This is a genomic window from Lentzea sp. DG1S-22 (assembly GCF_036321065.1).
Taxonomy (GTDB): Bacteria; Actinomycetota; Actinomycetes; order Mycobacteriales; family Pseudonocardiaceae; genus Lentzea; species Lentzea jiangxiensis.
On the sequence record NZ_CP143276.1, the window covers coordinates 5897257 to 5912285 of the forward strand.

Sequence of the window (15029 nt, forward strand, 5' to 3'; positions counted from 1 at the left end):
CTAGTACGCGAACGCCAGGGCGCCGTCGTCGGTCTTCTGGGGCAGCACGCCGGGGATGCCGCCCCGGACGTACTTGCGGATCAGGTGGAACTCCACGACCGCCAGCACGCTGTAGACCGCGGTGAGCGCGATGAGCGAGGTCAGGACCTCGCCGGGGGTGCTGTTCGAGACCGCCTGCGCGGTGAACATCCAGACACCGTCCACACCGGACGGGTTGGGCACCACGACGAACGGCTGCCTGCCCATCTCGGTGAAGATCCAGCCCGCGCTGTTGGCCAGGAAGGGGGTCGCGATGCCGGCGAGGCCGAGAACCGGGAACCACCATCCGGTGGGCGTCCGGTTCCCGCGCGTCAACCAGAGCAGGAACACCCCGAGGCCGGCCGAGACGGCACCGAACCCGATCATCAACCGGAAACCCCAGTACGTCACGGGAAGCGCGGGCACGTAGTCGATCGGCTTGCCGCTGAGCTCGCCCAGCCGTTCGTCGACGGGGTAGAACTCGCCGTAGCGCTCCTGGTACATCGGGACCAGGTCCTGGATGCCCTTGACCTCGCTGCTGAAATCGTTGTGCGCCAAGAAGCTCAGCAGTGCGGGCACCGTGATGCTCTTGACGTTCTCGCAGTCGGGCCTGGTGACGTCGCCGATCGCGAAGACGCTGAAGCTCGCCGGTTGTTCGGTGTGGCACAACGCTTCCGCGGCGGCCATCTTCATCGGCTGCTGCTCGAACATCAGCTTGCCCTGGAGGTCACCGCTGATGCTCAGCGCCCCGAACGCGACCACGCCGACCCAGGTGCCGAGCTTGAGCGAACTGCGCCACACGCCCTCGTCCTGCGACCTGCGGTACAGGTGCCAGGCGGCGATGCCGACGAGGAACGCGCCGGCGACCGCGAAGGCGCCCGCGATGGTGTGCGGGAAGGCGGCGAGCGTCGTGTTGTTGGTCAGCACGGCCCAGATCGAGGTGAGCCGCGGCCGTCCCTCGTCCATCACGATGCCGACCGGGTGCTGCATCCACGAGTTGGCGGCCAGGATGAAGTAGGCGCTCGCCATCGTGGCGAGGCTGAACGCCCAGGCGCAGGCGAGGTGGACCTTCTTCGGCAGCTTGTCCCAGCCGAAGATCCACAGGCCGAGGAAGGTCGACTCGACGAAGAAGGCGACGATCCCCTCCATCGCGAGCGGCGCGCCGAACACGTCGCCGACGAACCGCGAGTAGGCGCTCCAGGCCATGCCGAACTGGAACTCCTGCACGATGCCCGTCACGACGCCCATGGCGAAGTTGATCAGGAGGAGCTTCCCCCAGAACTTCGTCATCTTGTAGTAGCGCTCGTCGCCCGTGCGCACCCACGCGGTCTGCATCGCCGCCACCAGCAGCGACAGGCCGATCGTCAACGGCACCATCAGAAAGTGGTAGACGGTGGTGATGCCGAACTGCCACCGCGCGAGCTCGAGTACTTCCACGTTTCCGAGCCTAGGTGTGGATCATGGCCGTCATCAGGTACGACGGTCCCGTCCCACCTCGGGACCAAGGTCCCGTGCGCGAGGTCACGCCTTGCGCGTGACCTGCCTCGGTTACGATGGATGCGCCAGAGGGGAGTAGTTCCCACCGGAGCTTTCGGCCGGTGGCGTGGTGATCGACATACTGGCCCGCCTTCGAGCGGACCCGGTCCCACACCCGCCTTCAGCGGGCGAACGAGACCTCCGGCCAGGCTGCAACACGCCTGGTCGGGGTCTGTTGCGCCTCCGTCCGGGCTCGTATTCGGACGTGGAGGACCTCGTGGCCACATCGCTGCTCGCGTTCATCACCGCTTTCGCGGTGGTGTTCCTCGTCGAGCTACCCGACAAGACCATGGTCGCGACCCTGGTGCTGACCACCCGCTACCGCGCGCTGCCGGTGTTCGTCGGCGTCATCGCGGCCTTCGCCGTGCAGAGCGTCGTCGCGGCCGCGTTCGGCTCGGCCCTGACCCTGCTCCCCGACCGCGTGGTGGCGGCCGTGGTCGCCGTGCTGTTCGGCGTGGGCGCGTTCATGCTGCTCAAGGAGGGGTTCTCGCAGGACGGGGACTCCGCGGACGAGGCCGGGACCCGCACCGTCGTGCCGTTCTGGCGCGCTGCCCTGACGTCGTTCGGCGTGCTGTTCGCGGCGGAGTGGGGCGACGCCTCGCAGCTCGCGACGGCCGGCATCACGGCCCGCTACGCCGAACCGCTGGCCGTCGGCCTGGGCGCCTGGCTGGCGCTGGTCGCCGTGGCCGGGCTCGCCGTGCTCGTGGGGCGCAAGCTCGCCGGTCGCCTGCCGACGCACTGGATCCAGCGGGTGGCCGGGGTGGTCTTCGCGGTGTTCGGCGTGGTTGCGCTGACGCAGGTGTTCTGACGGGCTTTTGCCTGGTGTTCTGGCTGGTCACCAGACCGGCCGGAGCCCTGGCCGGTCCTCGCCGTGGACGTGCTGGAGGTACGCGGCGAGGCCCTGCTTGACGGTGGCGAGCGTGTCCGCGCCGATCGCCTCGGCCATCTCCGCCTCGAGGTCGGACCAGAGGTTGTCGGCCAGCTTCAGGTAGTCGCGACCCTTCGTGGTGAGCGTGACGTACTGGGCGCGCTTGTCCGTCGGATGCGGTTCTCTCAGCACGTAGCCCCACTCGTCGAGCTCGTTGACGATCTTCGCCGCGGCCTGCTTCGTGACGCCGAGGTGCTGTCCGATGTCGACGGTCGTGGCCCGCTTCTCCTCGAGGAACCGGAAGACGTAGCCGTGGGCCGGCCGCAGCGGTTCGAGACCGATCTGCCGGAGCCGGTCGTGGAACTGGTCGCCCAGGGCGCGGTACGTCATCGCCAGCAGCACGGGCACCGGTTCCACCGCTGCTCCTCGGATGTAGACAACCAGGTTGACCTTATTCTAAGGTTGGACAACTTGGTTGACTACTTTGGAGGTCGTCTTGCTGGTCACGGGAGAGTCCGCCGCCACGCACTCGTTCGGCGGGTTCGAGTTCAGGTCGCTGGCCGTGCCGTCACGCGGCAGCACCGAGATCGCTCTGTGGACCGTCGACGTGCCCGAGGGTGGGGACGGCACGCCGCACCGCGCGTCGAAGGAGGAGGTGTTCTACGTGCTGTCCGGATCGGTGACGATCCAGGGGCAGACCGCCGGGGCCGGCGACGCCGTGGTGGTGCCGCCGGACACCGAGCTGTCGCTGACGGGAGGGCCGGCGCGCGTGCTGGTCGCCACTTCGGTGGGGATCCGGGGCACGCTGGCGGACGGGCGGACGATCACGCCGCCCTGGTCGCTCTGATCCGGACGGCGGGCAGCCCGCCCTGCTCGGGTCTGCCCGCCGTCGGGGCCGGGTTGGGGTCGCCGCCGTTCGGCGATCTGTGGACGGCTCGCCTCAGTTGGCCGGGGAGCCCTCTTCGCGAGGAGGCTCCGGCGCGGTGTCCGGGATCTCTTCGCGCAGATCGTGAGCGATCTTCTTGGCCTCGTCGATGAGCTGCTGCGACTCTTCGAGGCGGCTCTCGTCGGGCGGGACGAGGTCGCTGCCGTCCGCGGCAGCGGTGGTGCGCTCGCCCGAAGGCACGACGGGGTCTGTTCCGTCCGGCGCGCCGGGCTGCTCGTCGTCCACCTCGGCGGAGCGCTCGTCGTCCACGGGGACGGGGCGCTCCGCGTCCGGCACCACGGCGCTGTCCTCGTCCCGGCCGACGGGGCGTTCTTCGTCCAACACGGTCGCGCGGTCTTCGTCAGGTGCGGTCACGCCTCTGGGATCACCGGATCGGAGGGGCGTGAAACTCCGGCCATGAGGCCTCGGACGTGCGCGGCCAGCCGTTGCGCGATGTCCGGGTCCCATTCGTCGCCGGCGGCAGGGGTGGGGGTCTCACCGGCCACGACCCGTTCGCCGAGCAGGCGCCGTTCGGCGGGGGTGAAGTCGGTGATGGCTCGGCGGAGCAGGGGCAGGGCGTCGTCGAACGCCTCGCCCCGCAGGCCGCTCAGCCACTCGTCGATGAGGCCGAAGAGGCGCGGGTCGGCGGCCAGGAGCGTCGCCGAGCCCCGCAGGAAGCCCGCGACGAACGCCGTGGCGACGTTGCGGTGCAGGCGGGCGGCCACGTCGTCACTGGTCAGCTCGCCCGCTTCCCAGAGCAGGCGGGTGGCCCTGCCGGTCGGGAGGCCGTGCGCCTCCGCCTCGACCAGGGCGTGCAGGGCCCGCCACCAGGTCTGCTGGTGGTCGTCGTCCGCGGCGAGACGGGTGGCCTCGTGCGCGCCGTCGACGGTGGCGAGCGCGTTCTCCGCCGTTTCGTCGTCGACGCCCCGGCAGGCGAGGGGAAGGCCGACCGCCCCTCGCGTCAGCAGGCCGTGCAGGGCCACGCGCAGCAGTTCCGGGTCGGTGCCGCGGACCGACCCGTAGCGCACGGTCCTGGCCAGGTCCGGGAGGGCGGCGAGCAGTTCGAGGGCGTCGGTGGCCATGGCGGCGCAGCGGTCGAGCGCGCCGCGGGCCTCGGCGACGGCCTTGGGCAGCTCGCAACCCACCGACCTGGTCAGGGTCGCGGCGGCGTCGGCGACCCGCTTGGCGTCCTTCGCGGACTGGACGAGGACGTTCTCGGCGGCGGTGTGGACGGTCGTGCCGTGGCGGGCGGCGACGGCGACCGAGACCGCGAAGACCGGGTCCCAGCGCAGCTGCCACACCTCGGCGAACGTGCCGAGGGAGTTGGACCGGTCCGGCCTGCCCCACGGGACGCCGAGAACTTCCAAGCGCTGCAGGAGTTTCGAGCGTTCGCGGTCGGTGTCCTTGCGGAGGTCCAGTTTGAGCTGCTTGGGCTGGACGTCCGCGGGGAGGCGCAGTTTCCGTTGCAGGCGTTGGAGATCCGCCGCCAGCGGCGACCGCGGGACGGCCTCCCCCACCTCGCCCAGGCGTTCGCCGACGACGAGCTTGCGGTGGACGAGCTGGAGGTGGATCTCCTCGCCTCCGCACAGGACGGCGAGCGCGGCCTCGTTCACCTCGCTCAGGCCCGCGCTGGGGCGTTCCCTCAGCGCGGCAAGGGTTTCCGCGAGACGAACGGCCTCCACGGCGCTCGCGGTCGAGGCCGGCAGGTCTTCCTCCCTGAGCACGGCGGCGGCTTTGGCGAACCAGCGCGGGACCACGTCCTCGCGGTGCTGCCAGAGGTGCGCGTACCAGCCAGGGGAGTCGACACCCGCGCCGTAGCCGGACTCGGCGGCGAGCTGGCCGTGGCTCCACGGCACCCAGGTGCCGGAGATCCTGCGGCGGCGCAAGCCTTTCAGCAACGCGGTGTCGCTCGCGGCCGTCGGTTTGGTCAGCAGCGCGGGAACGTGCCACGCGCCGCAGACGACGACGATCGGGCCGTCGGTTTCCTTGCGCGCCTTGCGAATGGTCTGGCGCATGAACGCTTCCCGCCGGAGCGTGCGCTCCCCCACCTCGTCCTCGAACTCCTCGCGGACGGCCACCATCGCCTCGGCGATGGCGTTCGCGAGGTCGAGCGGATCAGAGGCGCTGTGCTCGACGACGTCCTCCCACCAGCGTTCGGGGTCGTCGAAGCCCGCCGCCTCGGCGAGCAGGCCGATGGGGTCGACGGTCCCGCTCGGACCGTCGTCACCGATCGAGGCCGCCGCGGGCAGGTCGAAGAAGCGCGCGGTGGCACCGGTTCCGGCGGCGTACCTGAGCGCCTGCCACTCCGGCGAGAACTCCGCGAACGGCCAGAACGCGGCGTTCTCCGGCTCGGTCTCGTCGTGCAGCAGGATCGCGACCGGCGGTGTCAGGGCGTGGACGTGGTCGAGGAGGGCGTCCGCCTCCGGAGGCCCCTCGATCAGGACGAGCGCCGGCCGGACGGCCTCCAGCGCCCGCTTGACCATCCGGGCCGAGCCGGGGCCGTGGTGGCGGATGCCGAGCAGGACCGGCCCGGGGTCCGGCTCAGTCACCGCTGGCGTCCAGGCAGGCCCGGTAGAGGTCGCGCCACTCGACGCGCTCCTTCAGCACCGTCTCCAGGTACTCCCGCCACACCGTCGCGTCCGACACCCTGTCCTTGACCACCGACCCGATCAGGCCGCTGGCCAGCTCGTCCGCGCCGAGCGTGCCGTCGCCGAAGTGGCCGGCGAGCGCCATCCCGTTCGCGATCACCGAGATCGCCTCCGCGGTGGACAGGCTGCCGCTGGGCTTCTTCAGCTGCGTGCGGCCGTCCACCGTGGAACCGCCGCGCAGCTCGCGGAAGATCCGCACGACGCGGCGCACCTCGTCGAGCGCGGGCGGTTCGGCGGGCAACTGCAGCGCCTTGCCGAGCTGCTGCGCGCGGGTGATGACGATCTCGACCTCGGCGTCCTCGGTCGCGGGAGGCGGCAGCACGACGGTGTTGAAGCGCCGCGCGAGCGCCGACGACATCTGGTTGACGCCGCGGTCCCTGTCGTTCGCCGTGGCGATGACCGTGAAGCCCGGCACCGCCTGGACCTGCGAGTTGAGCTCCGGCACCGGCAGCGACTTCTCGCTCAGGACCGTGATGAACGAGTCCTGCACCTCGGACGGCATGCGGGTCAGCTCCTCGACCCTCACCACCGAGCCCTGCTGCATGCCCTTCATGACCGGGCTCGGCACCAGGGCGTTCTCGCTCGGGCCCTCGGCGATCAGCCGGGCGTAGTTCCAGCCGTAGCGGACCTGGTCCTCGCTCGTGCCCGCCGTGCCCTGGACCACCAGCGTCGAGTCGCCGCTGATCGCCGCCGCGAGGTGTTCGGACAGCCACGACTTGGCCGTGCCCGGCACGCCGACGAGCAGCAGCGCCCTGTCCGTGACCAGCGTGCCCACCGCGACCTCGACCAGCCTGCGCGCGCCGACGTACTTCGGCGTGACGACCGTGCCGTCGGGCAGCGTGCCGCCCAGCACGTACGTGACCACGGCCTGCGGTGACAGGCGCCAGTTCGGCGGCCGCTGCCGGTCGTCCTGAGCCGCGACGGCCTCGAGCTCGGCGGCGTACTGCTGTTCGGCCGTCGGCCTGAGCACGGCGGTCACGGGGCCTCCCGGGGCGGTTGCGGTGGTGCGAACGATTCGCGCAGGCGGATGCGGAGGCGGAGGACCTCCAGCTCCAGCGAGTTCTCCGGCCAGCGGCGGGTCAGAGCCTCCCAGCTCGCCCCGAGCAGGTCCGCGTCACCCCGCGCCAGCAGCACGGCCGGCGGACGGCCCGCCCGCCAGCGCGGATCGGGCAGCGCGGCGTAGCGGTGCATCAGCGCGCGGGTGGTCTCGGGCGACCACGGCGCCGGCAGCTGGGCGCAGGCGTGGTCGAGGAGGTCGTAGTGCCAGTTCTTCGACACGGCCACGACCGCCTGCTCGGCGACGCTCGCGGGCAGCGCGGCCAGCATCTCCAGCTGCTCCATGCCGGTCAGCGTCTCGGCGGCCGCGACGGCCCACGGACGCGGGTCCTTCGCCGCGGAGAGCTGACCGGCGACGCCCCTGAGCAGAGCCGCGGCCCACGGCCCCCGCCGGAGCACGTCGGCGGCCTTGGCGTCGTCGGCCCGCAGGGTCGAGGTCCAGTACGACGGCGGAACGCTCGCGGCCGCCGCCCGGATGCGCCCCGCCACGCCCTTCTCGGACCCGTCGCGCATGAGGTCGCGCTGCTCGGCCGGATCGGCCTGCGCGGTCCAGAGCTCCTCCGGCCGGACGTCGAGCCCGTCCGCGGTGAGGCGGAGCCCGCGGCGCAGGCGGTGGGCCGCGCGGGCGGCGAGACGCGTGCGCCCCAGGGTGCGCAGGAGCCGGAGGGCCTCGTCGTGGACGGCCGCCGCCTTGTCGTCGAGGGCCGCTTCGAGCAGCCGTTCGTCCTGCGGCCCCAGGCCGGTCTCGAGAGCGCTGACCAGCACCTGGCGGTCGGCGGAGCGGCGGGACGCGGCGAACTCCCGCGCGATGAACCCGCCGACGCCCACCGGGTCGGCCTTGCGCTTGCGGCGCAGCGCGCGGACCCGTTGCGCGCTGGGCAGGTCGAGGACCTCCTCCAGCGGCACCTCGTCCACGAGCGGCGCGGCACCGCTCGCCCAGGACCAGCCCGGGCGGGTGCCCGCGAGCCAGCGGCCCCGCGTGCCCAGCACCTCGACCACGGCGGCGCGCAGGCCGGGACGGGCCGTGCCGAGGGCGAGCAGCGCGGGGAGCATGCGGTGCTCGGCCACGACGCCGCCGGCCTTGGCGAGGGCGCACCACTCGGTGAGCAGGACCTCGTCGTCGAGGCTCATGATCGCTTCGAGGACTGCCCTGGCGGCCGGCCTGGGGAAGCCGGCCGGCTCGGGTGGGGCCGGTGGGAGCGGGTCGGCCCGCACCTCCTGCGGGAGGGTGGCGCCGAACGCGGCCACGCCCAGGGCGGCGCAGTCGGCGAGGAGGACCGCAGGGTCGCCGCCGCCTCTCGTGGTGCCGATGAGGAGGTCTTGGACGGTCTTGGACCAGTCGTCCTTCACGCCGCCACCTCCGGGACGGGCTGGGAGCGGCCGGGGAAGGGGGCGGCGCAGGAGCGCAGGGCGCGGCCGGGCCGTGGCGCGGTCACGCGACCACCTCCAGGGTGCCGTCGATCGACACCGCGCCCAGCCGCAGCGCGTGCCCGTCCCACAGGCCCCAGGCGTCGAACGGGACACCGCCGCTCAGCGCCAGCGCCATGTCCAGGCCTGTGTCGTCGCGCACCGGGAGGCCGTGACCGGACGGGTCGACCAGAGAGCCCCCGTGCAGCCTCACGGAGGCGCAGCCGAGCGGGAACAGGCGCTGCCACGGGTCGGCCGTCAGCATCGGTTCCAGGGCCGCCAGGGCCGTGCGCCACGTGAGCGGGGCCGGCACCGGGTCCGGGGGACGCGAGCCTTCCAGTTCGCCGAGGGCCACGCGGTCCGAGTCCGGGTACCTGTGCACGAGCGCGGAGGACTCCTGGCCGTGCGGCAGGAGCGGGACCGGGGCGCCGACCGCGGAGTGGCGGATCGCGACCACCCAGCCCGACGTCCGGCGGCCCCAGCACCACTGGCGGACGGTGCGGACGCGGCCGTCGTCCGTCTCCAGGCGCAGGAGGGCCACCCAGTGGTCGAAGACGCCGGGGGTGGCCCGGACGGCCTCCTCGGGGATCGTGACGCCCAGGCGCGATCGTGGCTGCACGAAGCACAGCAGGTGCAGGCCGCCCAGGCGGTCGGCCACGTCGGAGGTCCAGCGCGGGCCCGAGCGGGCGACGATCTCCTGGATCTCGGCCACGGCCGCGGCGACGCCGGGGACCTGGGCGTCGATCATGCGGGCGGTGAACGCCTGCCACCACGAGGCCGGGCGGCCGGGCAGGGACGCGATGCCCGCGGAGGCCACGTCGAGCAGCCAGTCGCGCAGGCCGTCGATGCCCGAGGACATCGCCGAGGCGCGGTTCGCCGCCGTCTTCTCGCGGGCGCGCAGGCGCCTGGCCACGGCCTCGGGTGAGGAGTCGAGCTCACGAGCGGCTCTGCGGGCCGTCCACTCCCGCACCCAGTCCGGCGGCGGGGCGTCGGGGAGGTCGAGCTCCTGCAGCGAGACGGCGTGCTTGCAGGGGAACTTGCGGGACGGGCACGTGCACTTGGCCGAGCCGGCGGCCAGGTCGACGCACACGCGGTAAGGCACGGAGCCCGAGCCCGTGTAGAGGCCCCACAGCACCGGCAGGGCCTTGCCCAGGCCCTGCCAGCGCGTCGGAACGGCTCGTGTCCTCACGGGACCAAAGTAGCGAGGACCCCCGACAGGAAATCAGGCCGGACCGCGTCGGGCCCACGTCCACGCGTACGCCGGGTCCTCGCAGGCCTCCGCGGCCTCGCCCAGTTCCAGCGGCCGGAACGTGTCGACCATGACCGCGGTCTCGTCGAAGTAGTCCACGCCCAGCGAGGCCTCGACGGCTCCGGGCTGCGGGCCGTGCGTGCAGCCGGAGGGGTGCAGCGACATCGAGCCGATGCCGATGCCCGACCCCTTGCGCGCCTCGTAGTTGCCGCCGACGTAGAACATCAGCTCGTCCGAGTCGACGTTCGCGTGGTTGTACGGCACCGGCACGGCCAGCGGGTGGTAGTCGACCTTGCGCGGGCAGAACGAGCACACGACGAAGTTCGGGCCCTCGAACGTCTGGTGCACGGGCGGCGGCTGGTGCACGCGGCCGGTGATCGGTTCGAAGTCGCGGATGTTGAACGCCCACGGGTACAGGTGGCCGTCCCAGCCCACTACGTCGAACGGGTGGTTGGCGTAGGTGAACTTCGTGAGCCCCGCGCGGTGCCGCACGATCACGTCGACGTCGGTGCCCTCGACGAGCAACGGCTCCTCGGGCCCGCGGATGTCGCGCTCGCAGTACGGCGAGTGCTCCAGGAACTGGCCGGCCTTCGACAGGTACCTCTTCGGCGGTCCGATGTGCCCGGTCGCCTCCAGCACCAGCAGCGACATCGGCGACGACGGCACCACCCGGTACGTGCAGGAGGTCGGGACCACGACGTAGTCGCCGTCGCCCACCTCCAGCGCGCCGTAGATCGTCTCGACGACGCCGGAACCGCCCTGCACGTACAGCAGCTCGTCACCGGAAGCGTTGCGGTACAGCGGAGACGGCGCGTTGGCCACCACGAAACCGATGGTCACGTCCGGGTTGTGGAACAGCCGGCGACGGCCGGTCACCGCGTCGACCTCGTCGGAAGCCCAGGTCAGGTCGGTGGTCTTGAAGTGGCGCGGCTTGAGCGGCAGGTTCGGCGCCACGGTGCCGCGCTCGTCCTTGAGCGTCTCCGCGTTGACGATCGCGGTCGGCAGGTACCGGTGGTAGAGCAGGGCCGAATCGGCCGAGAACCCCTCGACCCCCATGAGCTCTTCCGCGTAGAGCCCACCGTCCGGTTTGCGGAACTGGGTGTGGCGCTTTCGGGGGATCTCCCCGACCTGGCGGTAGTAAGCCATGACCTCTCCGAGGGCGTTCGACTATCGGACATCTTTGTTCAGTTGGCGGTACACGGCTAGCGTGTCAGCCGTGTCAAGCGCTGTCGAACTCCGTGCGCCCGGTCCGCGCGGTACTCCGCCCCTGCTCGCGAGGCTTGTGGACGATGCCGCGCTGTTCCCCCCGGGGAGCGCGTCGATGCCCGACGCGGTGCGCGGTCACCTCGACGGACGAGTCGGTGAGTGGTCCGGTGTCATGGGTCTTTTCCTGTGCCCGGCCTCCCGCCTCGCCGAACTGATCACCGAACTCATCAAGGTCAAGCCCCCGAAGCCGATCGCGCTCTCCCTCGTGATCGACACGGGTCTCGGCGGTGTGCCGAAGGCCGTGTCGATCGTCGAGAGCCGCAGCGAGCTCCTGGCGCTGCGCATGGTCGAGATGCCCGCACCGTCCGATGTGGACGAGGTGTGGCTCGAGCGCGTGTCGGAGTTCGTCCCCGAGGACGTCATCCGCGTCGTCGAACCCCGCCGCGGTGGAGCCGAGTGGCTCGACGGCGTCCGCCGGGTCATCGAGCACGGCAGCTGGCCCAAGCTGCGCTGCGGCGGCCTGTCGCAGGAGAACTTCCCGAGCGTCGAGGAGGTCGCGGACTTCCTGTCCGTCGTCAGCGGTGGCGGCGTCGCGTTCAAGGCGACGGCGGGCCTGCACAAGGCCGTCCGCCACACCGACGAGCAGGGCTTCACGCACCACGGCTTCCTCAACCTCCTCGTCGCCACGGCCCGCAGCCTCAGCGGCCGTGACGTCCGCGAGGCGCTGGCGAGCACCGACGCCGAGGCTCTCACCGCCGAGGCCAAGGCGCTCAGCGACCAGGCCGCGCACGCCGTCCGCGGCGTCTTCGCGAGCTACGGCTCGTGCTCGCTCGCCGAACCTGTCGCCGACCTCGAGGGGCTTGGACTGCTGTGAGCTGGATCAGCGACCCGAACTTCACCGAAGACCAGCCGTTCGGACCGCAGACCCTCCCCTACGGCGTCGTCGACGGCGGTGTGGCCGTCCGCGTGGGCGACCGGGCTCTGCTGCTGAAGAGCCTCGCCCTGGGCAAGTGCAGCGAGTTCGTCCAGGGCGACTCGCTGGACCCGCTGCTCGCGGCGGGCCGCCCGGTGTGGAGCGCGCTGCGCGCCAAGCTCAGGGAGATCGTCCGGTCGAGCTCCGCCCCCAGGGGCGCCGAGCTCGTCGGGATCGAGACCGCGAAGCTGCCGTTCACCGTCGGCGACTACGTGGACTTCTACTCGAGCCGGCACCACGCCGAGAACGTCGGACGCATGTTCCGCCCCGACGGCGACCCGCTCACCCCGAACTGGACGCACCTGCCGATCGGCTACCACGGCCGCGCGGGCACGGTGTACGTCTCCGGCACCGACGTCAAGCGCCCCAAAGGCCAGAAGCGCGGCAGCGACGGCCCGAAGTTCGGCCCGTCCGAGCGCCTCGACATCGAGGCCGAGGTCGGGTTCGTCTGCGGCGGCCCGCGGGCGGCGAACGTGAGCACCAGCAGGGCCGCCGAGCACGTCTTCGGCGTCGCGCTGGTCAACGACTGGTCGGCGCGCGACATCCAGGCCTGGGAGTACCAGCCGCTGGGCCCGTTCCTCGCCAAGTCGTTCGCCACGTCGATCAGCGCGTGGATCACGCCGCTGGAGGCGTTTTCAGTTGCACGCGTCCCGACGCCGCCGCTGCCGAACAAGCTGCACGACTACCTGACGTGCGACCAGCCGTGGGGCCTGGACATCACCATCACGGTGGAGCTGAACGACACGATCGTCGCGCGGCCCCCGTTCCGGGAGATGTCGTGGTCATTTGTGCAACAGCTGGCCCACATGACGGTGAACGGGGCTACGGTGCGCCCAGGTGATCTGTTCGCCTCCGGCACGGTCTCGGGACCGGAGAAGGACGAGCGCGGCTCGTTCCTCGAGCTCAGCTGGGGCGGCAAGGAACCGTTCAAGCTCGACGACGGCTCCACGAGGTCCTTCCTGGAGGACGGCGACACGGTCAGGCTGACCGCGACGGCTCCCGGTGAAGGCGGCTCCGTGGTCGGTCTCGCCGAGGTGGTGGGCACAGTTCGGAGTGCGTGATGGTGGGAGCGACGAAGGAGAGCTCGCTGACCCTGGAACGGGGTCTGGCGCTCCTCCAGGCTGTCGCCGAGGCGGAGTCCGAGGCGCCGTCGATCTCGGAGCTCGCCACGGCCATCGGCGCGTCCAGGGCCGCGGTCTACCGGCTCCTCGTCCCGCTCCAGGCGCGCGGTCTCGTGCGCCGGGAGGGGTCGAAGGTCCGGCTCGGCCTGGGCGTGCTGCGCCTCGCCTCCAACGTCCTCCCCCAGCTGCGGATGGCGGCCAACCCGGCGCTGCGCGAGCTCGCCGAGAAGGTGGGCGCCACCGCGCACCTGACGGTCGCGGACGGCAGCGAGGCCCAGGCCGTCGCCGTCGTCGAACCGTCGTGGACCGCTTTCCACGTGGCGTACCGGGTGGGATCGCGCCACCCGGTGCACCGCGGGGCGGCCGGCAAGGCCATCTCGCAGCCCGCGGAGGTCTGGGTGGTCTCCGCGGGCGAGTTGCAGCCGAACGCGTTCGGCGTCGCGGCACCGGTGCGCGGCGTGCCCGGCCTGCGGGCGTCCGTGGGCGTCGTGGCGCTGGAGAAGCTCGACGCGGACATCGTCGGCCCTCACGTCGTGCGCGCGGCCGAAGAAGTGGCGGCGGCGCTCAAATGACCGACGAACGCCTGAGGCGCTGGCGGCTGCTGCTCGGCCCGAGCGCCGAAGACGTCTCTCAGCTCGGAGACGACGACCAACGGCGTGACAGCGCCCTCACGGGCCTCTACGGCGGTGGCGGCGACCGCGGCGCCGGTCTCGGTGCCAGCAACCCGCAGCTGCACCGCTGGCTGGGCGACGTCCGCAAGTACTTCCCCACGTCCGTCGTGCAGGTCATGCAACGGGACGCGGTCGAGAAGCTGGGACTCAAGCAGCTGCTGCTCGAACCCGAACTGCTGCAGTCGGTCGAGCCGGACGTGAACCTCGTCAGCACCCTGCTGCAGCTCTCCCGCGCCATCCCCGCCCGCACCCGCGACACGGCGAGGGCCGTGGTGGCCAAGGTCGTCGAGGACATCGAGAAACGCCTGCAGGACCGGCTCGTCGAGGCCGTCCGGGGCGCCGTCGACCGGTCCCGGCGCACCCGGCGGCCGCAGCTGCCGGACGTCGACTGGGCGACCACGATCCGCGCGAACCTCAAGAACTACCAGCCGCGGCACAAGACCGTGATCGTCGAGGACCTGATCGGCCACCGCCGGCGCAGCAGGGCCGCGGCGATGCGGGACGTCGTGCTGCTCGTCGACCAGTCCGGCTCGATGGCGGAGTCGCTGGTGCACGCGGCGGTCCTGGGGTCGGCGCTCGCGTCCATCCGCTCGATCTCGACGAAGCTCGTCGTCTTCGACACCGAGGTCGCGGACCTGACCGACCAGCTCAGCGACCCGGTCGACCTGCTGTTCAGCGCCCAGCTCGGCGGCGGCACGGACATCAACCGCGCGGTCGCCTACGCGCAGACGCTCGTCCGCAGGCCCACCGACACGGTCGTCGTGATCATCAGCGACCTCTACGAGGGCGGGTCGGAGTCCGAGCTGCGGCGCCGCGTCCGGGAACTGGTCGCGAGCGGCGTCACGGTCGTGAACCTGCTGGCGCTCAGCGACTCCGGCACCCCCGCCTACGACCACGAGCTGGCGGCGAAGCTGCACGCGCTGGGCGCTCCCGCGTTCGCCTGCACGCCGGACAAGTTCCCCGAACTGATGGCGGCCGCCCTGCGCAAGGACGACCTCACGCAGTGGGCCGAGGCCGAGGGCATCGCCACGGGCCGTTAGGCCAGCTCGTCGGCCAGCGCCGTGATCGTCCTGGCCAGCTCGGGCAGCAGCTCGGGCGGGATCTTGTCGAGCACCCGCTTGCGCGCGCTCGCCAGGTGAGCCGGCTGGGCCGCGCGCATCACCCGCAGCCCCTCGTCGGTCAGGATCGCGTCGTTGCCGCGCGCGTCCTCGCCGTGGCGCTCCTTCTGCACGAGGCCGTGCTTGCCCAACCCGTCGACCACCCTGGTGATGCGGGACGCGGTGAGACCCGCCCGGGAGGCGAGCGCGAACATCCGCAGCCGACGGCCCGGCTGCCACCGCCGACGCACTGA

15 protein-coding genes are annotated in these 15029 nt (G+C 72.0%); 6 read left to right on the top strand and 9 right to left on the bottom strand.

The genetic code is table 11. The features are described from left to right. Nucleotides 1-1455, bottom strand: coding sequence for a cytochrome ubiquinol oxidase subunit I (locus V1227_RS27540; RefSeq protein ID WP_329788319.1), 1455 nt, complete (start codon nucleotides 1453-1455; stop codon nucleotides 1-3). Nucleotides 1456-1771: 316 nt separating this feature from the next. On the opposite strand from V1227_RS27540, the gene V1227_RS27545 reads away from it, so the two are divergent. Further along, on the top strand, nucleotides 1772-2362 hold the full coding sequence (locus V1227_RS27545) for a TMEM165/GDT1 family protein (RefSeq protein WP_329788320.1): 591 nt from the start codon (nucleotides 1772-1774) through the stop codon (nucleotides 2360-2362). Nucleotides 2363-2389: 27 nt separating this feature from the next. Here V1227_RS27545 and V1227_RS27550 read toward each other — a convergent pair whose 3' ends face one another. Beyond that, entirely contained in the window at nucleotides 2390-2839 is a 450-nt protein-coding gene (locus V1227_RS27550) for a MarR family winged helix-turn-helix transcriptional regulator (protein ID WP_329788321.1), read from the bottom strand. A gap of 79 nt (nucleotides 2840-2918) precedes the next feature. Between V1227_RS27550 and V1227_RS27555 the strand changes: the two genes are divergently transcribed. Beyond that, nucleotides 2919-3269, top strand: a complete 351-nt coding sequence (locus tag V1227_RS27555; RefSeq protein WP_329788322.1) for a cupin domain-containing protein — start codon at nucleotides 2919-2921, stop codon at nucleotides 3267-3269. Between the two features lie 93 nt (nucleotides 3270-3362). Here V1227_RS27555 and V1227_RS27560 read toward each other — a convergent pair whose 3' ends face one another. The 6 genes from V1227_RS27560 to V1227_RS27585 form a co-directional block, all read right to left on the bottom strand. Then, the gene (locus tag V1227_RS27560) at nucleotides 3363-3722 is read right to left on the bottom strand and encodes a hypothetical protein (protein ID WP_329788323.1); all 360 of its coding nucleotides are present in this window, start codon (nucleotides 3720-3722) and stop codon (nucleotides 3363-3365) included. Beyond that, nucleotides 3719-5896 (bottom strand): DUF5682 family protein, encoded by a 2178-nt coding sequence (locus V1227_RS27565; RefSeq protein ID WP_329788324.1) that lies wholly within the window; start codon nucleotides 5894-5896, stop codon nucleotides 3719-3721. Before V1227_RS27565 ends, V1227_RS27560 begins: the two co-directional genes overlap by 4 nt. Further along, nucleotides 5889-6974: an ATP-binding protein gene (locus tag V1227_RS27570; RefSeq protein WP_329788325.1), complete on the bottom strand. Its 1086-nt coding sequence runs from the start codon at nucleotides 6972-6974 to the stop codon at nucleotides 5889-5891. The genes V1227_RS27565 and V1227_RS27570 overlap by 8 nt, the downstream gene beginning before the upstream one ends. Then, nucleotides 6971-8401, bottom strand: coding sequence for a DUF5691 domain-containing protein (locus tag V1227_RS27575; RefSeq protein WP_329788326.1), 1431 nt, complete (start codon nucleotides 8399-8401; stop codon nucleotides 6971-6973). The genes V1227_RS27570 and V1227_RS27575 overlap by 4 nt, the downstream gene beginning before the upstream one ends. Nucleotides 8402-8483: 82 nt before the next feature. After that, the gene (locus V1227_RS27580; RefSeq protein WP_329788327.1) at nucleotides 8484-9647 is read right to left on the bottom strand and encodes an SWIM zinc finger family protein; all 1164 of its coding nucleotides are present in this window, start codon (nucleotides 9645-9647) and stop codon (nucleotides 8484-8486) included. A gap of 33 nt (nucleotides 9648-9680) precedes the next feature. Next, complete coding sequence (locus V1227_RS27585; protein ID WP_329788328.1) at nucleotides 9681-10853, bottom strand: homogentisate 1,2-dioxygenase; 1173 nt, start codon at nucleotides 10851-10853, stop codon at nucleotides 9681-9683. 70 nt (nucleotides 10854-10923) lie between these two features. On the opposite strand from V1227_RS27585, the gene V1227_RS27590 reads away from it, so the two are divergent. Genes V1227_RS27590 through V1227_RS27605 form a run of 4 tightly spaced genes read left to right on the top strand, consistent with a single transcriptional unit; the run spans nucleotide 10924 to nucleotide 14718 of the window. Next, a complete protein-coding gene (locus V1227_RS27590; protein WP_442916375.1) occupies nucleotides 10924-11787 on the top strand; it encodes a hypothetical protein in 864 nt (287 codons plus the stop codon). After that, nucleotides 11784-12947 carry a fumarylacetoacetate hydrolase family protein gene (locus V1227_RS27595; protein ID WP_329788330.1) on the top strand — a complete coding sequence of 388 codons (1164 nt, stop codon included), beginning with the start codon at nucleotides 11784-11786 and terminating at the stop codon, nucleotides 12945-12947. The genes V1227_RS27590 and V1227_RS27595 overlap by 4 nt, the downstream gene beginning before the upstream one ends. Continuing rightward, a complete protein-coding gene (locus V1227_RS27600; RefSeq protein WP_329788331.1) occupies nucleotides 12947-13579 on the top strand; it encodes an IclR family transcriptional regulator in 633 nt (210 codons plus the stop codon). The genes V1227_RS27595 and V1227_RS27600 overlap by 1 nt, the downstream gene beginning before the upstream one ends. After that, nucleotides 13576-14718, top strand: a complete 1143-nt coding sequence (locus V1227_RS27605) for a VWA domain-containing protein (protein ID WP_329788332.1) — start codon at nucleotides 13576-13578, stop codon at nucleotides 14716-14718. The genes V1227_RS27600 and V1227_RS27605 overlap by 4 nt, the downstream gene beginning before the upstream one ends. On the opposite strand, the gene V1227_RS27610 is transcribed toward V1227_RS27605, so the two are convergent. Continuing rightward, nucleotides 14715-15026, bottom strand: a complete 312-nt coding sequence (locus tag V1227_RS27610; RefSeq protein ID WP_329788333.1) for a MarR family winged helix-turn-helix transcriptional regulator — start codon at nucleotides 15024-15026, stop codon at nucleotides 14715-14717. The genes V1227_RS27605 and V1227_RS27610 overlap by 4 nt on opposite strands. Between the last annotated feature and the right edge of the window lie 3 nt (nucleotides 15027-15029).

Coding starts and splice junctions, on each gene's coding strand:
- V1227_RS27600 (WP_329788331.1), top strand. CDS start 12,947: ATGGTGGGAGCGACGAAGGAGAGCTCGCTGACCCTGGAACGGGGTCTG.
- V1227_RS27605 (WP_329788332.1), top strand. CDS start 13,576: ATGACCGACGAACGCCTGAGGCGCTGGCGGCTGCTGCTCGGCCCGAGC.
- V1227_RS27585 (WP_329788328.1), bottom strand. CDS start 10,853: ATGGCTTACTACCGCCAGGTCGGGGAGATCCCCCGAAAGCGCCACACC.